Raw genomic sequence first — 20,645 nt, forward strand, 5'->3', positions numbered from 1 at the left:
AAAACCTCAGTAAACATAGTCCACTGAGGTTTAAACGTAAATTGACAACTTAAAATGAACTGTCAATCAGGAAGTTTGTTTTTATCAATTCTTCACCACTTTTAGCAAGGCCATCTGCCCACTGCGATAAACACGCAGGAAGAACGTATTGGACTCATACGCAGAAAGGTCAAGTTCTGTTTGAAGTGCATTTGGCTCAGTTGTTTCCAAAACTTTTCCAAGCAGGTCGATTAACTCCAGACGTTCAATTACCGCATTGGTTGAAGCGATGGTAAGCTTACCGTTTGTTGGGACTGGATAGACAGTTAATTCTGAAGCTGCCATTTCCTCGATACCTGTAAAGTCTACCGATACACAGTTTGAAGTATCTATACAACCGTAAACATTATCCTGAACGATAATCGCATAGCTACCGTTTAGTTCCGGATTGAATACAACATCTGTTTCACCTGGAATGATAGACATATCCGAACAATTTACCCATTGAGCAGTCATGTCCACTAGCGTCCCTGCAGTTAGCGTTCCTCCCGATGAGAAGATCGAAGACATGACATTGTGAACGGTAACGGTCATTTGATCACTCGCTGAACACCCATTGGCGTCTATTCCCGTGACTGAGTATGTTGTGTTTAGAGGAGCGATTGGTGTTCCGTTAATTACCCCGTTGTTCCAGCTATACGTTTGTGCACCACTTCCTAAAAAGATATGTGGCACTCCCTGGCAAAGATCCAGATCAGGTCCTGCGGAAACGATTGGGTTGGTGTTGAATGTCACGGTGACTGTATCGTTCTTAACGCATCCGTTCGTATCCGTTCCGGTTACGATGTATGTAACTGTACTTGTTGGTTCAAACGGCACATTATCAGTTACCCCGTTATTCCAGATGTAAGTATCTGCACCTTGTCCAGCTAATGTGATATCGTTTCCTTCACATACGCTGAAATCTGCGCCCGCATTGACGTTTGGAAGAGGATTTACGGTAACGGTTACCGTATCAGTGTCAGTACAACCTGCTGAATCGGTACCGGTTACTACATAAGTTGCTGTAGCGATCCCTTCGAATGCAACACTGTCTGTTACGCTATTGTCCCAGGTATAACTTTCGGCACCTTCACCGTAAAGTAGTATGTCATTTGGTATACAAACTTCCAGTGTACCATTTGCTGTTACCACAGGAATGGAAACAGTTACGTCAAGTGTGTCAAATAATGTTGAGGGACACCCGGCAACAGTTGCAGATACCGTGTAAGTTGTTGTAGAAGTTGGTGCTGCCGGAATAGAAGTTGTTGTTTCTCCGGTACCCCAGGTAATGGTAGTTCCTGGTTGGTTTGCAAGGGTATAATGAATATTCCCGTTCCAGATACGTGGCTGGTAAACAGCGCCTGTATTTTGTGTAAACGGGTATTCCATACCACCACCTTCCAGGAAGGTGATATTTGCATCACTGCTGTAAACATTGCCCACGTTAGTTCCATTGGAATAGTTCAAACTAACAACAGAATTGTTCGATGTTACATAAAAGGAATACGTTTGACCTGCAGGAATAGTGATATTTACATCTACAGGAACGGCTACGAATCCGCCTGTATACGTCACAGGTGCTGAGCCGATGAATGTCCATGCTGAAGGAGTATTAGCAAACCCGTTCCATGTACCGACCTTGTAATAGATTTCGATCGTGGTATTTCCCATTGGAGAAGCATCAAATGACAAGATGGTTACTGCATTTGTTGCAACGATATCAAACATGTTCCCACGGTGGTTATTTCCCGATGCATTGGAAGCAATAAGCTGAACATCCGGTCCGTTAGCAAGCGCATTAAGTGTTATTCCGTCTCCGGAGCAGATCAGTGAATCTGTGGAGCTTAGAATAACGGCACAGGGTTGTGCATAAGCTTTGAAACCTAAAAGAAGTGTTAACGCAAGAATTGGTGTGTGTAGTCTTTTTTTCATCAATAGTGATTTAAAATTCGGTGCAAAGGTAGCGTTTTTAAAGAGGAGCGGGTGTGTTTCTGCTTTAAAAAAGAAAAATGGGGGTTTCCCCTGAACATGCTAATTAGCTGTTTTTTCAACGTTTTTTTTTGATGATGCAGATGGTCAAGATGAAAAATGGGGCAAGAGCTGCCAAAAACATCCCGTAATGATAAATGATACGCGAAAGGAGGAAAAGACTTCCGAAAAATACAAGGACATACATGATCGCAAGGTGAATGTTATTACGCTTGTGATAATCCAAAAAGATCAGGAAAGGACAAAGCAGGGATACTAGCGCTATGACAATTGAAATGAGGATCATTGAGAGACGATGATAATTACGTTCAGGTAGCTATCAGGATATAAATTTTAATGTTTTCGCAAGATGTTTAGATTACGAAGATATTGAATCGGAGCTAATTTTGAACTCTTCTGAATAGAATAAGTTGCCGAAATCACCGTTTTTGGTTTATGAAATCCCCTTTTCTAGTTATGCTTATGCTGTTGTCCAACTATTCGTTCTCACAAAAGAATGACAGCGTTCCGCCCAAAACGTATAAGGCCTTTTTTGGCTGTGATTGTTGCCAGGACACCGTTATGATGCGAATACCTTTTCAACGTAAATGCATGTATGAATGCACACTTTACAAATCGCAGCACTTGCTTCAAGTGAAAGACATGGGAAAGGTAATCTGGGAGAAAGATATTCGGACCTATCTTCAAAACAAACAGGAGAATGAACTTTGCATCTTCAATGGTGGCTTAGATGCCAAAGGCAGGGAGCGGATTATTGTTTCCAATGGATCCAAGGCATTGGTTGTTCTTTATCTTAAGAATGGAAAACAGGTAAAACAATCAAAAAAATGATTCGCTTCACTCCGTCGCCAACTTTTGTTCTTTGTCGGAAACTATAGCTTTTCTTGGAATTGTCGGAACAGGAGTTGCATTTACTTGAATGATACTACTGTTTATGTCCCCATAATTGACCGGAAGACCTCCGGTAATTACTGTTGCGTCCTTCACAATTGTTCCGGTAAGAGAACTGGATCCAAGGATTTTGCATCCGTCAATGTAATAATAATCGGCTCCTCCTCTAATATGAATAGTCGTATCGGAAACGGAGGTTTGGGCAATCGAATTGGTTGCTGTAAGCAAGAATAAGACGGAATATAAAATGGATTTCATAAGCATTGTTTTGCATAGAGATGTCTGAATGACATAGATTCCACAATACCGATGCTTATTTTATCAATTTCCCCGCTTCTTCAATCAGTGATTTCATCAATTCGTCCGCTTTCCGCTGTTTCAGAATGATTTGTTTTGCCGCGTGCATAAAGACTAAACTAGTTAGAAAGTGGAATTGAAAATACAATTTACTACTTTTATCGGGTCTGCTATGGCGGATTCTTACTCAAATTCACATTGACATGAAACAGTTCATTTTTCTTTCTCTTTTAATACTCACGTCTTTTAGTGCCCTTTCCCAGAAGGAGGATGTTCTTTATGGTTCAAATAAAACAGTGGGTAAGTTTATGAAGATCAACGGAGTGAAACTGTACTATGAAATTTATGGAAAAGGTGAACCGATCCTATTGATTCATGGGAATGGAACGGGAATCAAAGGCTGGTCGTCACAGATCTCTCATTTTTCCAGGAAATACCAGGTCATTGCGGTAGATTGTCGTGGTCGTGGAAATTCCGAATTGGGGGATGATTCACTGACATACCTGCAGCAAGCGAACGATTTAGCAAAATTACTTACAGAATTGAAGCTCGAGAAAGTAACGGTTATTGGAAAAAGCGATGGTGGCATCATTGGATTACTAATGGCGATTCATCATCCGAAATCCATGAAGCAATTGGTGGCTTACGGTGCAAATGCCGAGCCGGATGGGTTGTTCCCGAAATCCGTAGAGGAAATCCATTTGGAACGCGTAAAAGCAGATCAGATGCTGGCAAAAGGCGATACCACAAAAAACTGGAAACTCGAACAGCAGAAATACCGCATGATGGAATTTCAACCCCACATTACAGCTGAAGATCTGCAAAAAATCAGGATTCCTGTTTTGGTCATGTCTTGCGACCGCGATCTAATCAGGGAAGAGCATACTTTGTGGATCTACAAAAATATTCCATTAGCAAACCTGAGTATTTCTCCGGGAGAAGTGCACAAGATGGCGACCTTGAATCCGCGCCTGTTTAATTCCATTGTAATGGAGTGGATTTCACAACCTTTTAAGGGAGAAGAGGTGAGGTTTAAATGATTTTCTGCGACTTGGACCAAAGCTGATTTTAATTGTAATAATAGTAAGCTTTGTTTGAATCAATGATCTTTAAGTCTTTAAAAGAAATGTCTTTCAGTTTATTCAAGTCTAAAGTGCTTTCGGTCAGGAGGAAATGGAGAAATAGTATTTGTTTGTTGTGTGCGGTCTTTTTGAAAAAAGGATAAAGAATATACTTCTTCCCTTTAAAAGAAAAGGAAACTTTACGATTGACTTTAATATCCAAATCCTCTTCGTTTGGTATACTTTTTTCGTTTTTTGCAGATTCTTCATTCCAATCATAAAGCAAACTTGAATTTGCATCGGTAATTTTGTCCAGAGATTTACTGTCAGGAAGATTTTCCGTTTGTGTATCACAAGAAACACAGCCAAATATTGCGATTATGAGGGTCAGGAATAATTTATGCATAAGCAAGTATAACTACTTTCGACAAACGATCAAAAACATCGGGAGATTTTCTTCAATTTCAATAATCTCCATCAATCCAAATTCCCTGAATTCTTCCCGGATTGAATCTTCATCGTAAAAGAAGATATTCACACCTCCGAATTGCTCGAAACGATCTTTACCGATCTCTTTGCCGTTTCCATAACTGGGAGCTGTTTTCGAAATAGCCGTAAAAACCATCCAGCCGTTTTCGTTCAATTGATTGTAGCAATCGCGGATGAGTTTCTTTCGTTCACTTGTATCCAATAAATGAATCAAGGCATAGCAGAATATTCCAGCGTATTGTTTTTCATCAAAGGGCATTTCCGTGACAGAACCGTGATGAATGGTCATCTCCGTTCCGAAGTGTTTTCTTGCCAAAGCTATGGCAGTTTCTGAAATCTCAATTCCTGTGACAGTCATTCCATTATCCTGGAATATCTTGGCATTTCGCCCATAACCAATTCCGGGAATAAGGATGTCCTTTATCGAATGTCGGATGAAAAAGTCCTTTGTCCAAACGGCGGAATTCGCAGGTTCAAAACCCCACATTTCCTGTTTTTCTTTGAAGTTTGATTCCCAGAATTCGGGCTTATTGTCTTCTAAATTGCTCATTGATTCTAGGATTATGGTGAACTAAAAAGGTTTAATTCCTGAAACAGCTTATTCTCCTTCCAATTCCAAAAATCTGCGCAACACCTGGTTTTCCCGTTCGGCTAAAGTTCCGGTTACGGTAATTGTTTCCACATCAAAATCTTCCATCCATTCTTCCAGCAGGTCGTTCACCTTTTTTCGGAGGTCGGGAAATTCATTCTCCGGGCAACCGATCAAATCCGGGGTTTCAATGGGAACCAATACGAATAGATCTATTTCAGTCATCGCTTCCCGGACCTTCATGTAGAAATTCTTGGAAGCTTCCGAACCACCGATCACATAGACGTAAGCAAGCAGGTCGAGTGGACATCTGTCGAAAATTACATCAGGCTCATCGATGGAACTATTTTCAATTGCATGGTCAAGCTGGATTGAAAAATCTTCCACAGTGGGCATTTCGGAAAAGAGGTATCCCTTTTCTTCCAGTTCCAAATACGGTTCGGGCATGTGGATATAATCCCGCAAAGATTCGTGAAGTTTTTCAGCAAGTGTTGTTTTTCCTACCAGGTGAGCACCAGTTATTGCAATTTTCATGGGGTAAAGATACATACAGAATGAGAAACAGAAACAGAATGAGAAACAGAATGAGAATGAGCGTGAGGAATAGAATGCGTTTTTGATTGGAGTTCAAAGGAAGGTTAATTGTTAAAAAATGTCTGTGTTAGGAATCTTTTCATCCGATTATTGGTACATTACTTTTATTCATTGTCGGGATGCATAAACAGTGGTTTGTGCGGTCGTATAATGAACCACGCAATGTGATCGATATGTGTTTTTCAGCAAGTGCAAGTTTTATAGCGGGAGCAGCTTTAACAGTTGTCGGAGTAGCTTCCGTTAGTCAGGTTCGTAAACCTGTTCACCTCGTATTTGCCGCCATGCCTTTATTTTTCGCTATCCAACAGTTTTGTGAAGGATTTGTTTGGCTTTCCCTGTCCAATCCGGATTTTGTCGGGTGGCATTTATTTGCAAAATACTCTTTTCTAATTTTTGCACAGGTTATCTGGCCATTTTTCATTCCCCTTTCATTCCTGTTGATTGAACCGGATCCCAAACGGCGGAAAATAATTCGTTATTTTCTTTTTGCCGGAATTGCAGATTCGCTCATACTTAGCTACCGTCTTTTTTTCTCCCCCTCACTGGCACAGATCGACGGATGTCACATTTCATATGAGATCGGCGCATTTAAAACCATGCAGATCGTAACGGGAGTTTTATATGTCGGCGCAATTGTCATAGCTCCTTTCTTTTCCAGCTGGAGAAGTGGAATTGCTTTAGCAGTAGTGAATGTGGTCTCTCTGGTGGTCACGCAAGTGTTCTATGAAGCTTACCTGGTATCCGTGTGGTGCTTTTTTGCAGCGGTTCAAAGTGTAATAGTCTTTTTTGTCATGCGGGAAATAAAGCGAACCTCGAAGTTCAGCCAGTTGGCTAAGAAATACGAAAGGTAACAAAGAGAGAATGAGAATGAGAATGATGATTTAACCTCTCATTCTGTTTCTCCTTCAGCAAAAGGCCATTCCCCATTTCGCCGCGCCTTAATGAAATAGACGATTGTTCCCGCTGCGATTACCCCAATACCGGCCAAAATCATCTTTAAACCTGTGGAAAACAGGATTCCTGCCCAAAGGATGATTGCAAGGTAAACAGGGAAAGGGAATAGGGGCATCTTCCAGGGAAAGGACTGTTTTCCGCGTGCCTTGTGAAGCAGAATCAATCCAACCGCCTGTCCGATAAACTGGATGAGAATTCGCATGGCGAGAATCGCGCTGATCACGTCGCTGAGTCGGAACAGCAAACTGAAAATGAATCCCAATCCACCGAGAAATAACAAGGAAATATGTGGGAAATGTTTGGTCGGATGTAATTTTGCGAACACCTTGAAAAAAGCTCCGTCTGCCGCAGCTGCGTAAGGAATCCGACTATAACCCAATGTGGCAGAGAATAAGGAAGCAAAAGCTACCCAAAGGATCAGGCAAGTTACAATAATCGCAGCTGTACTTCCCGCCAAGCGTTCCATGAACAGACTGATGACAAACTCACTGTCTTTGGCTTCGTTCCACGGAACAACACTCGTAACACTGATATTCATTGCCAGGTAGAGAACCGAAATTCCTGCAATCGAAAGAAACATGCTTCGGGGAATATTTCGTGTCGGATTCTTGATCTCTCCGCCCAAATGACAGGCATTGTAATATCCCAGATAGCTGTAAACGGTTTTGACACTTGCAAAGCCCATTGCGGAAATGAAAGCATAGTTTATGGTCAATCCGTCGTTCATGTGTTTCACCGGACCTAAGAAATTCCCGTGGGAAATTCCTCCGGCAACAATCCATAGAATGGTGAAGATCACACCTACCCAAAGGAAGACACTGATTTTTCCGATAGTTTCAATTTTCCGATAAAGCAACAATACTATCAGAATCACAACGCTTCCGCTGACGGCTTTTGTTGCAATTGGGTCCAAAGGAACGAGGTAGGAAAAATAGGCGGAAAATCCGATGGCTGCGGAGGCAATCACCAAAGGAGCCTGGATCATTGTTTGCCAAACGAACAAAAAGCTCATCAAACTGCCTGCTTTGTTCGGACCGTATGCTTCTTTCAGAAAATTGTAAGATCCTCCGGCTTTAGGAAAAGCTGCACCGAGTTCACTCCAAACCATTGCGTCAACGAAAGACAACAATGCTCCGGCAAGCCAGGCGTAAAGAAAGTAAGGTCCGTTCATCATCGTAATGATCATCGGCAGGGTAATGAATGGCCCGATACCGACCATATCGATCATGTTTATTGCGGTGGCTTGCCCAAGCCCTAATCGTCTTTCCAACATAGTTATTCAAAATTACGAATTCCGAATTGTGAATTACGAATGGCTCATAAAAAAGGAGACAACTTTCGTCATCTCCCTTTCAGAAGCTGTTTTAATGCCGATCAGCTTTGGCTGATAAAATCATCGAAAGCAGTGCTTTCTCTTATTCCTTCACAAACCGTTCGCGGTGAATAGTACCTTCTTTCGTGGTGATTTCTACGATATAGGCTCCCTGATCCAGTTTGCCTACTCCGATCGTAATGGCATTCGCTGTTCGTTCACTTCCTTTTTGTGAAAGTACCAGGTTACCTTTCAGGTCATATACCAGCACATTCTGAATCGTTTCTTCATCCAAAGTAATGTTCACGAAATCGTTTGCCGGATTGGGTGCCAATGTGATTTCCGGAGTATTCACAGCAATTGCCGGAGCAACACTTTGACAAAGTATCGTCTCTTGAATTGGACGGTGTCCAGGTGTTGGCATATACGTCACCGGATACATTGCAAGCGGATTGAAGTTTCCTGTACCAACGAAAATAGGATTGGTGGTAGTAGTAGTAACCGGAATCGATTTTTCACACTTGGAAATCTTCAGAAGGGAAGATACATTCAGGTCAAAACCACCATTATTGGTGTTTTGATTAACCAAATAAGTGCGATTTGAGTAAGTATTGTAAGTAATCATATCAGGAGTATTGATGAAAACGGAATTACCATTTTCTTCAAAATAGCTTGGAGATAAAGGGGAGTTATTTCCTGATTGATAAACCTTAGCAACAAGAAAGGCCAAATTATCCCTCATGGTGATTTGAAAAGGAGTAAGTTGTTGCGGCAATGCTCCGGATGGAGCGCTTAAATACCCACCTACAACAATCAAGTTACCACTGGATTGTTGTAAACGGAACCCATTTTGATCGACACCACTACCAATCGGATATGCGGTCATTTGATGACGGGTCCAAGGAGATAGGAAAGCTCCTGTAAGCGGATCGCAAATAGCTACCTGGAATTGGTGGATGACGCTGTTGTTGGCTAACAGATAGACCACATTTCGCAATGGATTATACATCACTGAAGATCCTGCAAAACGTGAATTGGTATTGTCGATAATATTGGAAAATGTTACACTTCCTGCATAATCGGTTCCCATTATGATGAGGTTTTGTTCGCCGGAAGCTGGAGGGTTGCATGATCCGGAAATAAAGTAGCCTGAGCCCGGGACTTCTGTGATGTTTTCCAACATATCGTAATCCCATATACTGGTAGCCGGAAGATCCATCTCAATTGGAGGATAAATAATTGAGTTGAAATTGTTGAGATCCAAACCGAGTACAAAACCGAATTTCGGAATAGTTGAATAATTACTTGCATCGACTGTTCCCACAATCTCCGTTCCGACTACAGTTACCTGAGCCATTGTTTCCGAGCAAATCACTTGATGAGGAACCATCGAATTTCCATTGAAAGTATATTCAATAGAACTTTGTATCGGTGCTCCTGTCATGAAGTCTACTTCAGCCACAATCATTTTATAAGGTGTTCCGGCGGTTGTAACAGCAGTCATTCCTGTCAAAATAATGGTGCCGGTAGCCTCTCTGATTGTAAAATCCATCAAATAAACAGCATCCGAGTAATCGACGTAATAGGTGTTCAAAGGTGCTCCAACAGTATTGGAAACCTTAAAAGTGGGTGTTAACAAGCCAGTTGCCGGATTGATTTCCGTATAGCCGCTAATGACGAAATCCTGAAAAGTTTCGACGGATAAATTCGGATTGATCCAGCTTCCGTTGGTTGCTTCGAAAATTCGCTGAGAATTGCTAAAATACGGCGCAAGCAAGAGCGCCACTGTGAATAGTGTTGTCTTCATAAGAACGTGAATAATGGTTAAAGACAGGAATTTAAGCTATTTACTGTCACGAGTCAAAAAAGAAATCGTTAAATTTTGGATTTCTGTTGATTATAGCACAGAAGAAATTCTGAAAGTTAGATTATTTCATTTTGTGTGATAAAAAGTTACATTTTATAACTAAATAGCGACAAACCACCTTGTCTTTTTTCAACTTCAAAGTACTTTTAGTTCTTAACAACCCTTCTTGTCGCGATTCCTTTTGTAGTATGAAATTCAAACAAGTAGACCCCGTCTGCATAATTCTTTAGTGAAATCTGTTCTCCGGAAACAACATGCTGACGAGCTAACTGTTTACCTTGTGCATCACGAATAGTAAGCCATGCATGCATTCCTTCGAATTGAACCGCAATCAAATCTTGTGTCGGGTTTGGTGCAAGCCTCAGGTCAAATAAGCTTTGCTCTCCCAATCCAAGATTGTCAATCGTTATGCAGTTTGACGTATCCGAACAACCGGTTGATGTTCCAATCACAGCATATATTCCGTTGATGGAAGCTGTAAAGGTTTGTGAATTGGCTCCAACAAGTGCATTTCCGGTTGAACAATCAATCCATTGATAGGTACTGGCCTGAGAAGCTGTGATGGAAGCATTCCCATTATCAACCGCTGTCATGTTTGGCGAATGATTAATCGTCAGGTTCAACGTCAAAGTCGAATCACAACCGGCAGCATTCGTCAGATTTTGCGTGTATATTCCGGTTGTCGTGTAGTTTTGACCGTTCAAGGTAAATGCATCACAAGCTGTTTGGGTTATGGAACTAGTTGTCGGGTGATTGATTGTTAGATTTAAAGTCAATACAGAATCACAACCGTTGGTATTCACAAGGTTCTGAATATAGGTTCCACTTGCAGTATATGTCTGACCGTTGAGCGTAAATGAATTACAAGCTGTCTGAGTCTGGGAACTTGTTGTAGTGCCGTTGATTGTCAGGTTCAAGATCAAGGTGGAATCACAACCTGCCGCATTCGTGAGGTGTTGCGTGTATATCCCACTCGCAGTGTACGTCTGACCGTTCAGGGTAAATGAATAGCAGGCAGCTTCGGTAATTGTATTGGTAGTAGCTTGAATGATTGTCAGGTTCAGGGTCAGTGCAGAATCACAACCTGCCGCGTTGGTCAGGTGCTGAATGTATGTTCCGCTTGTTGAATATGTTTGGCCATTTAGGGTAAATGCATCACAAGCAGTTTCAATAAGAGAGCTGGTTGTCGGGTGATTGATTGTCAGGTTCAGAGTTAATGTAGAATCACAACCTGCCGCATTCATTAGGTTTTGTGTGTAGATTCCGCTTGTCGTGTAAGTCTGACCATTCAAGGTGAACGAGTTACAAGCTGTTTGTGTGAGTGAACCTGCGGTGGCATTATGGATTGTCAGGTTCAGAGTAACCGTTGAATCACAACCATTAATTGCAGTGAATGATTGAGTATACGACCCGGAAGATGTGTAGTTTTGTGCATTCCATGTATACGAATAACAAGCCGTTGAAGCGAATGCATTGGTGATTGGAGCTGCTTGAGTCACTAGAGGAGAAAGAACGGTTGAACATCCGTTCGCATCGCTTATTGTAACCGGATAGGTTCCTACAGAAAGTCCTGTTCTGTCTTCTGCAGTTACACCACTTCCCCAATCAAATGAATAAGGAGCAGTTCCTCCAGCTGGTGTTAAATCAATTCCACCATTTGCACCGCCATAGCAGCTGATAGGTGTAACCGAAGTTGTACCTGAAAGGGCAGAAGCAGGTTGGGTAACCGTTACACTTATTGTTGCACATCCATTCACATCGGTAATGGTTACAGCATACGTTCCAGCGGGTAATCCCGTCCGGTCCTCAGTAGTGATTCCACCACCCCAATCAAAGGAATATGGAATAGTTCCTCCGCTCGGAATCAAGTCGATTTCACCATTCGAACCACCAAAGCAGCTCACATTCGTAATGTTAGTCGCGGTGGAAAATGGGCTAGCGGGTTCTGTTACTAATGTATTGACATTGATGGAACATCCGATTGCATCATTGATAATCACTGAATAGCTTCCTGCTGCAAGTCCGGTTCTGTCTTCTGCAACAGATCCATCATTCCAGATGAAGGTGTAAGGTGCGAATCCACCGGTTGGAGTCAAATCGATTTCACCATTCGAACTGTTAAAACAACTGATATCCGTGGTAGTTATTCCGGAAGAAATTGCGGGACAGTTAGCCAGAAGTCTTCCGATCCGGTTTCTTGCAATTCCGTTGAAAGAACTGAAATCTCCTCCGACAATGACTTTTCCATCCGATTGAATGGACAATGACCTCACGCGTTTAACAAATCCGCTTCCAGGATTGAAAAGTGCATTCAGACTACCGTCAGGATTCAAACGTACGATCCGGTTTCTTGCTGTTCCATTGAAAGAGGTGAAATTACCTCCCACAATGATTTTTCCGTCTGCCTGGATTGCAATGGACGATACAGAATCATTAAAACCCATTCCCGGGATAAATGATAAATCGGAGCTGCCATCTGAATTCAGACGTGCAATGCGGTTGATCGCAGTTCCGTTAAATGTGGTGAACAATCCTCCGGCAATGATCTTTCCATCTGCTTGAATAGCCGTTGATCTTACTTCCTGATTAAATCCACTTCCCGGATTCAAAGTCAGGTCCAGAGTCCCATTGGTATTCAAACGCGCCAAACGGTTGATTGTAGTTGCATTGAAACTCGTGAAATCTCCTCCGACAATGATTTGCCCGTCCGATTGAACAGCAAGTGAACTTACCGGATTATTGAATCCCGTTCCTGGGTTGAAAGTTGCATCCAGTGTTCCGTTCGTATTCAGGCGCACAATCCGGTTTCTTGCCGTTCCGTTGAAACTGGTGAACTTACCTCCGACAATGACTTTCCCATCTGCCTGGATAACAATCGAACGAACCGTGTCAGTGAAACCTGTTCCGATGGTGAAACCGACATCTATACTGCCATCCGTATTCAGGCGCACAATCCGGTTTCTTGTTGTTCCGTTGAATGTAGTGAATGCTCCTCCGACGATGATTTTTCCGTCCGATTGAACGGCAAGTGTTGTCGTTTCTCCATTGAACCCTGTTCCCGGATCAAAACCTGCATCCAAACTGCCATCGGCATTCAGACGCGCAATGCGGTTCTTGGTATTTCCATTGAATAAGGTGAAATTTCCACCTACAATTATTTTTCCATCGGGTTGAATAGCAGTTGCATCAACCTGTTTATTGGCACCGCTTCCGGGATTGAAACTGAAATCCAAATCACCATCGGGATTGAGGCGTGCTATTTTGGATCTGGGTGTCCCATTGTAACTTGCAAAATCTCCTACACAAACGAATTTTCCGTCAGGTTGGCGAACTGTTTCATATATAGTTCCCGTAAAACTAGTTCCGGTGACAAACGTTGGATCCACGCTTGCATCCGTGTTTAGACGCAAAATGTATCTTGGACTTGTTCCATTATAGACGAAGAAAATTCCCGATACCATAATCTTTCCATTCGGCTGGAGAATAATTGATGTAACCGCACCGCTACCACTAAAACCCGTTCCGGGGTCAAAACTGGTGTCTAAACTCCCATCAGAGTTTAAGCGTGCAATCTTGTTCCGTGGAGTTCCGTTGAAATGAGAAAAACCTCCACCGGCAATGATTTTTCCATCTGGTTGAAGAGAAAGCGCACGTACAGTGCCTAAGTTATTAAACCCCGTGCCTGGATTGAAAATGGTATCCAGACTTCCGTTTGCATTGATGCGTGCAATCCGGTTTATACTAGTTCCATTGAATGAGGTAAACGATCCGGTAACAACTACTTTTCCGTCCGGTTGAAGGGTGATGGCATGAACCCAGTCATTAAAACCGGTTCCGATATTGAAAGTCGGATCCATTGATCCATTGGTATTGAATCGGATGATATGACCTTGATAATTGTTGCCGAAATTAGTAAAAGCCCCTCCCGCAATGATCTTTCCGTCCGGTTGAATTGCAACTGTAAGAACTTCATTATTCAAACCACAACAATTGACAGTACCGCCGACAGGATGGAAACTTAAATCCAAACTACCATCGGTATTCAAACGCGCAATGGATCTTCTTGAAACTCCATTGAAATAGTCAAATTCTCCTCCCACAATGATTTTTCCATCCGTTTGAAGACTGACCGAATAAACTATCCAATCAAAACCGGTTCCGGGATTGAATGTCGTATCCAAAGATCCGTCGGCATTGAGCCGTGCAATCCGGGTTCTGGGAATTCCATTGTATAAAGTGAAATGCCCACCTGCAATTATTTTCCCATCCGGCTGAACAACTGTTGAGAATACTGTATTATTGAAACCGCTTCCGTCTCCATAAGCGCCATCATCGAATGTGTTAAATGTGGGATCGTTGGCTCCAGGCTGAGCAAGTGCACAAGTGGATACCAGTAACAAGGCAATATAGGATAGCAGGAGTTTCATTCTAAAGTATTTGACTGCAAAATTAATCCATTGAAGTGGTTTTTCCAAAGAGGATTTGGAAATACCCGGAACCTGAGTAGACCATAATAAAATGTCAGCGCACGAGGTTTACATGCCCCTGAATTTGATTGGATAGGATATCGTTGGTTGCTATGGTAATCAACCAGTTATAAACTCCTGTCGGGGCTTGCATTCCGTTAATGGTTCCATCCCATCCATCCCTGGCAGATGTTCCTGACCAAATTAGTTCGCCCCAACGGTTGTAAATAGTGAATTCTTTCACGATTCCCAGGTAATCAACAGGTTTGAAAACAGCGTTCAATTCGTTCCCATCAGGCGTAAATGTATTTGGAACATAGAGAAGATCGGTTGGTTTAAAGATCATGACCTTTTTTTCGTCACTGCAACCATCCGAATTTGTAACAGTTAGTGAAACGGTTACTGGCTGAAAATAATCTTCCATCGTATAGGTGCATTGAGGAGATGTGGAAATGGGCTGATCGTTTACTTTCCATGACCAGTCAGTAACATTACCGGTAGATTGATCTGTAAATTGGATGGGTATGAATGGTTCAATTCGGTTTGGCAGGTAGGAAAAATTGGCTGTTGTAACGGGAAATGCTTCTGCAAGAAACGTCACGGAATCTTTTACCAAGCAGTTGTTGGCACTAATTGCCATCAATGAGATCGGATAGGTTCCCGGTGCCGTGTAGGTAAATTCGGCATTTTGTGTGTGAATGTTGTTTCCATTTCCAAAATCCCAAATCCATTCTGTAATAGTTGAAGGGCTTATTCCGGTTAATTGAATGGTGAATGGTGTACATCCTGAGGTATCACCAACCAGGTGACTAATCTGAGTTGTATCGTTTGAAATGGTAATGGTATCGGTTGTTGTGAGGCAAGATTCTACTTGGTACTGAACCCAGTATGTCCCAGGTTCGGAAACTTGAAGTGTAGAGCCCGTGCTGCCATCCGACCAAAGGTATGAGGCTCCGGGAACATTGGATAAACTGTTTGAAAGGGTCATGTTGGTATCTAAACAGATCGTGAGATCCGGACCGAGTTCTAACGGAGATGGAATTAAATAATCCGGGTTATAATACCATGGAAGACCGTACATGGCTGTACCATTTAATGCAACTCCATTTTCCACAAATCCACAAGCTAACCCGGATACTTCCGGATTGGTGATCACTCCGATGAAATTTACAGCGGGCCATGCGTTGTAACTAACGTAGATTCGATCATTTGGAGCTATTTGAAGTTGTCCGATTTCTCCGGGAAATGAAAGTGGTGTACTGATTTTTATTCGGGTAGCTGCAATATTCGGAGCTGTCATGTCATATTGAAAAATACTTCCGGTTGCATTGCCCCATTCACTTGAGTATAATCGATTCCCGCTTCGTGAGAACTCCAAGCCGAATGCACTTCCTGTAGTAACCCCCGAATAAAGAGTACTGATTCCAGTTGCTATGCCACTTGCTTTATCGAAATCGATCAGATTGATTTTTCCGTCATTGTAAGATTGGCTCATGGCGATTTTTGTTCCATCCGGATTTGGTCGCATAATACCAACTCCCATGATATTGGATTGAACGGGAATGCCCAGGTCCGTTGATACAGGGACGGGGTCGATTCCGGAAGCACTGACATGATAAGCAAGAAAAAAGCTGTTTGCATCTTTTCCATGGGTAATAATCCAGGTGTCGACACAATTTGCATGACGCACGGCGGTAATCCATTCGCCGTTAAATGCGTTTAGTAGAACATTTTTAAAGGTTGTGACATCTCCATTTCCACCATTTAAGTTCATGTCTACTTCAGAATACCTCAGTCCATTTAGACAAGCGTGTTCAATAGCATCCGTTGTGATTATATAGTATGTGCCCGGATTTCCAGGTTTAGGGATAATCATACATTGAGAGCTTCCATTCCCCATTAGTCCTGATCCGTTGGGCATTGGATTGTGATTTCCACTCCATACATCGATCCCATTTGTGTAAAATAAGAGGTTTCCATTTGCATCGTTTATAGAGGCGGAGGATTCAGTCGAGAGCATCATATTGCTGCCACCTGGAACAGGGTTTCCTGTACTGAAGTTCAAACTATTTCCAAATCCGAAGAGCCAATTCATGTGCTGATTTTGAGCCACAGCCGGCAATGCTAAAACGAGAAAATAAATAACCAGTAATTTGTATTTCATGGAAAGGTCGCTTCTTTACTTATTCGAAACGTATAATTGGGAGCAATCGTTGCCTGGAGGAAAAGATAAATTTTTCCAAATTTTAGACAAGTCAGTTTAAAAGTCCGATTCTTGAAAATGAATCGCCTGTTTCACTTTTTGCCAAATGACAAATTTGTTCCATTTGACCCGAACTACATTTGCTCTAAATCAGTAACAACGAAAAATGAGTAAGACAGTATTGATCACAGGAGCTTCTTCGGGAATTGGAAAAGCAACAGCCATTTACCTTGCGCAAAATGGATACCAGGTATACGGTGCGGCGCGAAGAGCTGAAAAATTAAAGGAATTGGAAACCTACGGGATTAAACCGATTACCATGGATGTTACAAAGGACGAGAGTATTGTCGCTTGTGTAAATCGTATCCTGGAGGAATCGGGAAGGGTGGATGTTCTGATCAACAGTGCAGGATTGGGATCGTATGGCGCCCTGGAAGATGTCCCGATGGATGAAGCGAAAAACCAACTGGAAATAAACCTCTTTGCTGCGGCCAGATTGATACAATTGGTATTGCCGGGGATGCGTAAGAACCGATATGGAAAGATCGTGAATATTTCGTCGATAGGTGGAAAGGTCGGTTTGCCGATGGGAACCTGGTATCATGCAAGTAAATTTGCCATTGAAGGATTGAGCGACAGTCTTCGGAATGAAGTAAGGCAATTCGGGATTGATGTGATTGTCATCGAACCGGGAGGAACAAAATCGGAAATGGTGGAAATAGGAGGGAAGGACCTGATGCGGGTTTCCGGACAAACAGCTTATGCGAACCTGGCGAAAAGTCTGGATAAGATGTATGCTGCTGTCGAAAAAAGCGCATCGGAAGCCATCGTCATTTCAAAGCTGATTAAAAAAGGAATTGAGGCTAAAAATCCAAAAACCCGTTATATTGGAGGTAAAATGGCAAAACCAATGTTGTTTCTTCGGAGAATGCTGTCCGATAAACTATTTGACAGAATGCTCATGAGGGGCATGAAATAATGCTGAAAACAGCATAAAAACAATGAACCGCAAAGAAGCAAAGAACGCCAAGGCAAAGGGTGTTCTTTCTCTGCGTCTTAGCGTACTTTGCGTTGAAAAAGAGAATATGGAATCACTCATCAATTACATTTTGCAGTTCGGTCAGTTGAATCAACAGCAAATTGACCTGGTAAAAAGCAAAGCAGTATTCAAGTCTCTGAAAAAAGACGAATACTACCAGGAAGCCGGAAAAATCCCCCGCGAAATTATCTTTTTGACCAAAGGGATCATTCGCATCAGTTATTACGACAACAAAGGCAATGATATCACCAAGTATTTCATGGATGAAAATCGCTTCATTGCAGACATTAACAGCTACAACCAGGGAATTCCATCCACGGAATATGCCCAGGCTGTAACCGATTGCGAATACCTGGCATTTTCCAAAGAGGGGATGGAAGAATTATCACTGACCATTGTCGGATGGGACGCAATTATCTCCAAAATAACTGCAAAAGGATTGGCTGACAAACTAACCCGGATCAGCTCCATGATGGCAGAGGATGCAACCGAACGTTACCTCCATTTTTTAACGAATTTCCCCGGACTCGCAAATCGAATCCCGCTTTCCCAATTGGCTTCTTACCTGGGAATTACACAATCGTCTTTGAGCAGGATCAGAAGGGATATCAAGTGATACCAATCTTTTTCGTTGCTTTTCCTTCTGCCTGGAATATGAAAAAGTCGCTTCCGGGAAAGTGGAAGCGACTTCTAAAAAAAAGAGATTATGTTCTGTTAGGGGAGTGTTTCGACAGCAGTCTTTAAATTTGCTAACGAGATGGTCGAAATACTAGAGATCGTGATCGATTGATTCGGTGTAGCAGTAAAAGGGGTGATATTTGCTTTCAGTACACCTCCTTCTTTCGATACGACAATGATATTTCCGTTTTCTCCTTCGGAAAAATAACCTGAATTATCTGTCCAGTAGTTTCCTGATGAGCTGGAAACATAGGAGTCAAGACTTGTCAGTAGGAAATTTTTCCCATCGGCAGAAACAAAGATCTCTGTGTTATCTGTATTGAAGTTGGCTGGCAGGTAAACTTTCGGGATCAAATGATTAGCACCGCTTTTGCCTAAGGGGATTTCCGGAATATCAATATTGATCCTCTCTATAGGATTATTGATCGGAAAACTATATTCAGGATCGTTCGTTTGCAAAGTTGTCGGAGATGCTGTCCATACCTTATCGCGAGCCTGATCATCAGATTGTACACCGTTCCACAGTGTCATACCCGGGTTGAAACCACCCGTATTGTCTCCGGAAGTGGTGAGTTTCACTCCTCCGTTTGGAATCGTTACCGAATTACCGCCAGCCGTCATTATGGAGATTGTATAAGATCCACCTGTAGAAAGTGGTCCTCCTTCGGTTGTCGGTTCACTTAGTGCTGTTTCGCTCGGCATGTTATTGGCTAGCATTTCCCAACGTGTATAAACATCGTTGATCCTTACAATCACATTTCCGGAAATTGGTCCGCCGTTCATGTTGCGAATAGCTCCTGCCTCAAAGATTAGCTGCGAACCGTCAGGAGTAGTAATATTGCCGCCCATCTGCGGATTGATCGAATACGTTAGCGTCTGGGTGGCGCGATTCTCTTCAAAAAATGTTTCAATATTCTCATCAGAGTTTTTTAGTTGTTCTGAAGCGGGAGATGGTTTTTCTTTTTGGCAGGATGCCATCGTCAAACCGACGAAAAGTGCAGACGTAGCTGCATAACTCAGTGTTTTCATAGTGAATAATGGTTTTAAATTCAGAAAGAAAATAGAGAGTTGATTTGTAACAACCAATTTAAACGGAAAAAAAAACTAAATAGCCTTATTTTGTTATTAAGTCGGGACTTCCCAATTCCGCTTTTTTCAGAACCCGATGAATTACTGAATCAATATTTACTAAAACATCAAAAACAAGTGCTTCTGAGAATAAATAGATGAATAGATGCTGCTGATTAAGTCAACAGCTTCCGTTTGTTGCAGATTCTATTGGTGGGGGATTCGGTATTGAAATAGAATCACATAATTACTCTATTCTATCAAACGGAATAACAGATAGTTCAACTAACCGTTGTTTGAATTTATCTGCATATAAATGAGCAAATTTTTCTTTTTCAGCAGAAGGTATGGTAAAGTAAAAATCATCCCGTTTTTCCCAATCTATCAATTCCTCATTTTCGGTTGAAGGTCTTTCTACAACTTCCAGATAATGCATATAATGACCAAACTCATGAGGTAAAGTTCTATAGAGTTGGGTATTTCTAACATGTTCAGGGTTATATTCAGCGACAAAATAACGAGATTCATTCACAAACAAATGTCCGTCTAATTTTAATCGTTCAAATTCCTTTTGAGAGTCAACAGACATTTTTGTTGACCACTTCAATTTTTTACTGTAATCAACGGCTTCAATAATGATAGCAGGATGAAAATCGTTTTCAAATTCAAAAGAATAAATTAAACGTCCCCAAACAGGTGAAAGTATTGTTTCTTTTCTCTTTGGTTGTCGGAAAATGATTAGGCGTAAATCACCATAATCATTGATTGGAATATTTGAGACAATGCGTTCGACATCTTCTACTGTACAGGCATGTTGACAATATTCTCGTGTTTTCTCGATTACAAATATGAATTCATGGCCATTTATCACCTTGGTCGTTTTTTCATATTCATCCAAACGTTCATAAAAAGTTTTAGATGTTTCGCAAGGACTTGGAATTATCAGTTTATTACTTTGTCCATATCCTTGTTTAGAAGTGCCAATATTTCGATTTCTTCTGGTTGGATTATTCATTTCAGTAAATATAGGGTGATTCGATTAAATGAAAAAGGAGCATTTCTATAGAAGAGAAAAAAAGAATCGGAACCTTACTTCCGTAAAATCCCGATTCTTTTTTGTGCGTAAG

At 41.8% G+C, this 20,645-nt stretch carries 16 protein-coding genes; 5 read left to right on the top strand and 11 right to left on the bottom strand.

From position 1 onward, the window contains the following. Positions 1-84: 84 nt before the first annotated feature. Positions 85-1,953: a T9SS type A sorting domain-containing protein gene (locus AAG807_RS13465; protein ID WP_341904849.1), complete on the bottom strand. Its 1,869-nt coding sequence runs from the start codon at positions 1,951-1,953 to the stop codon at positions 85-87. Between the two features lie 513 nt (positions 1,954-2,466). Between AAG807_RS13465 and AAG807_RS13470 the strand changes: the two genes are divergently transcribed. Beyond that, positions 2,467-2,841 carry a hypothetical protein gene (locus AAG807_RS13470; RefSeq protein WP_341904852.1) on the top strand — a complete coding sequence of 125 codons (375 nt, stop codon included), beginning with the start codon at positions 2,467-2,469 and terminating at the stop codon, positions 2,839-2,841. A gap of 6 nt (positions 2,842-2,847) precedes the next feature. On the opposite strand, the gene AAG807_RS13475 is transcribed toward AAG807_RS13470, so the two are convergent. Beyond that, positions 2,848-3,159, bottom strand: a complete 312-nt coding sequence (locus AAG807_RS13475; protein ID WP_341904855.1) for a hypothetical protein — start codon at positions 3,157-3,159, stop codon at positions 2,848-2,850. 242 nt (positions 3,160-3,401) lie between these two features. On the opposite strand from AAG807_RS13475, the gene AAG807_RS13480 reads away from it, so the two are divergent. Then, positions 3,402-4,238 carry an alpha/beta hydrolase gene (locus AAG807_RS13480; protein WP_341904858.1) on the top strand — a complete coding sequence of 279 codons (837 nt, stop codon included), beginning with the start codon at positions 3,402-3,404 and terminating at the stop codon, positions 4,236-4,238. 28 nt (positions 4,239-4,266) lie between these two features. Here the strand turns inward: AAG807_RS13480 and AAG807_RS13485 are convergent, their stop codons facing one another. Genes AAG807_RS13485 through AAG807_RS13495 form a run of 3 tightly spaced genes read right to left on the bottom strand, consistent with a single transcriptional unit; the run spans position 4,267 to position 5,871 of the window. Beyond that, positions 4,267-4,665: a hypothetical protein gene (locus tag AAG807_RS13485; protein WP_341904860.1), complete on the bottom strand. Its 399-nt coding sequence runs from the start codon at positions 4,663-4,665 to the stop codon at positions 4,267-4,269. Between the two features lie 12 nt (positions 4,666-4,677). Then, positions 4,678-5,298, bottom strand: a complete 621-nt coding sequence (locus tag AAG807_RS13490) for a class I SAM-dependent methyltransferase (protein WP_341904863.1) — start codon at positions 5,296-5,298, stop codon at positions 4,678-4,680. Positions 5,299-5,346: 48 nt separating this feature from the next. Further along, the gene (locus AAG807_RS13495; protein WP_341904865.1) at positions 5,347-5,871 is read right to left on the bottom strand and encodes an AAA family ATPase; all 525 of its coding nucleotides are present in this window, start codon (positions 5,869-5,871) and stop codon (positions 5,347-5,349) included. Between the two features lie 197 nt (positions 5,872-6,068). Here AAG807_RS13495 and AAG807_RS13500 point away from each other — a divergent pair, with 197 nt between their 5' ends. Next, a complete protein-coding gene (locus AAG807_RS13500; RefSeq protein WP_341904867.1) occupies positions 6,069-6,782 on the top strand; it encodes a DUF6629 family protein in 714 nt (237 codons plus the stop codon). A gap of 38 nt (positions 6,783-6,820) precedes the next feature. On the opposite strand, the gene AAG807_RS13505 is transcribed toward AAG807_RS13500, so the two are convergent. The 4 genes from AAG807_RS13505 to AAG807_RS13520 form a co-directional block, all read right to left on the bottom strand. Next, complete coding sequence (locus tag AAG807_RS13505) at positions 6,821-8,158, bottom strand: amino acid permease (protein ID WP_341904870.1); 1,338 nt, start codon at positions 8,156-8,158, stop codon at positions 6,821-6,823. A gap of 142 nt (positions 8,159-8,300) precedes the next feature. Then, positions 8,301-10,004, bottom strand: a complete 1,704-nt coding sequence (locus AAG807_RS13510; RefSeq protein ID WP_341904873.1) for a T9SS type A sorting domain-containing protein — start codon at positions 10,002-10,004, stop codon at positions 8,301-8,303. A 206-nt stretch (positions 10,005-10,210) separates the two neighbouring features. Next, a complete protein-coding gene (locus tag AAG807_RS13515; protein ID WP_341904875.1) occupies positions 10,211-14,491 on the bottom strand; it encodes a T9SS type A sorting domain-containing protein in 4,281 nt (1,426 codons plus the stop codon). A gap of 94 nt (positions 14,492-14,585) precedes the next feature. Beyond that, on the bottom strand, positions 14,586-16,694 hold the full coding sequence (locus AAG807_RS13520; RefSeq protein WP_341904877.1) for a PKD domain-containing protein: 2,109 nt from the start codon (positions 16,692-16,694) through the stop codon (positions 14,586-14,588). Positions 16,695-16,899: 205 nt separating this feature from the next. Here AAG807_RS13520 and AAG807_RS13525 point away from each other — a divergent pair, with 205 nt between their 5' ends. Continuing rightward, positions 16,900-17,712, top strand: a complete 813-nt coding sequence (locus AAG807_RS13525; RefSeq protein WP_341904879.1) for an oxidoreductase — start codon at positions 16,900-16,902, stop codon at positions 17,710-17,712. 22 nt (positions 17,713-17,734) lie between these two features. Next, entirely contained in the window at positions 17,735-18,388 is a 654-nt protein-coding gene (locus AAG807_RS13530; RefSeq protein WP_341904882.1) for a Crp/Fnr family transcriptional regulator, read from the top strand. 98 nt (positions 18,389-18,486) lie between these two features. Here AAG807_RS13530 and AAG807_RS13535 read toward each other — a convergent pair whose 3' ends face one another. Together AAG807_RS13535 and AAG807_RS13540 are read right to left on the bottom strand one after the other, a co-directional pair. Beyond that, entirely contained in the window at positions 18,487-19,479 is a 993-nt protein-coding gene (locus tag AAG807_RS13535; protein WP_341904885.1) for a hypothetical protein, read from the bottom strand. Between the two features lie 286 nt (positions 19,480-19,765). Continuing rightward, positions 19,766-20,533: a hypothetical protein gene (locus AAG807_RS13540; protein ID WP_341904888.1), complete on the bottom strand. Its 768-nt coding sequence runs from the start codon at positions 20,531-20,533 to the stop codon at positions 19,766-19,768. Positions 20,534-20,645 lie beyond the last annotated feature (112 nt).

Origin of the sequence: Fluviicola taffensis DSM 16823, assembly GCF_943372375.1 — a bacterium.
GTDB lineage: Bacteria > Bacteroidota > Bacteroidia > Flavobacteriales_D > Crocinitomicaceae > Fluviicola > Fluviicola taffensis_A.

What these genes read in the sequence shown, in the direction of transcription:
- AAG807_RS13465 (WP_341904849.1), bottom strand. Translation starts at nt 1,953, where the DNA reads ATGAAAAAAAGACTACACACACCAATTCTTGCGTTAACACTTCTTTTA.
- AAG807_RS13470 (WP_341904852.1), top strand. Translation starts at nt 2,467, where the DNA reads ATGCTTATGCTGTTGTCCAACTATTCGTTCTCACAAAAGAATGACAGC.
- AAG807_RS13475 (WP_341904855.1), bottom strand. Translation starts at nt 3,159, where the DNA reads ATGAAATCCATTTTATATTCCGTCTTATTCTTGCTTACAGCAACCAAT.
- AAG807_RS13480 (WP_341904858.1), top strand. Translation starts at nt 3,402, where the DNA reads ATGAAACAGTTCATTTTTCTTTCTCTTTTAATACTCACGTCTTTTAGT.
- AAG807_RS13485 (WP_341904860.1), bottom strand. Translation starts at nt 4,665, where the DNA reads ATGCATAAATTATTCCTGACCCTCATAATCGCAATATTTGGCTGTGTT.
- AAG807_RS13490 (WP_341904863.1), bottom strand. Translation starts at nt 5,298, where the DNA reads ATGAGCAATTTAGAAGACAATAAGCCCGAATTCTGGGAATCAAACTTC.
- AAG807_RS13495 (WP_341904865.1), bottom strand. Translation starts at nt 5,871, where the DNA reads ATGAAAATTGCAATAACTGGTGCTCACCTGGTAGGAAAAACAACACTT.
- AAG807_RS13505 (WP_341904870.1), bottom strand. Translation starts at nt 8,158, where the DNA reads ATGTTGGAAAGACGATTAGGGCTTGGGCAAGCCACCGCAATAAACATG.
- AAG807_RS13510 (WP_341904873.1), bottom strand. Translation starts at nt 10,004, where the DNA reads ATGAAGACAACACTATTCACAGTGGCGCTCTTGCTTGCGCCGTATTTT.
- AAG807_RS13515 (WP_341904875.1), bottom strand. Translation starts at nt 14,491, where the DNA reads ATGAAACTCCTGCTATCCTATATTGCCTTGTTACTGGTATCCACTTGT.
- AAG807_RS13520 (WP_341904877.1), bottom strand. Translation starts at nt 16,694, where the DNA reads ATGAAATACAAATTACTGGTTATTTATTTTCTCGTTTTAGCATTGCCG.
- AAG807_RS13525 (WP_341904879.1), top strand. Translation starts at nt 16,900, where the DNA reads ATGAGTAAGACAGTATTGATCACAGGAGCTTCTTCGGGAATTGGAAAA.
- AAG807_RS13530 (WP_341904882.1), top strand. Translation starts at nt 17,735, where the DNA reads ATGAACCGCAAAGAAGCAAAGAACGCCAAGGCAAAGGGTGTTCTTTCT.
- AAG807_RS13535 (WP_341904885.1), bottom strand. Translation starts at nt 19,479, where the DNA reads ATGAAAACACTGAGTTATGCAGCTACGTCTGCACTTTTCGTCGGTTTG.
- AAG807_RS13540 (WP_341904888.1), bottom strand. Translation starts at nt 20,533, where the DNA reads ATGAATAATCCAACCAGAAGAAATCGAAATATTGGCACTTCTAAACAA.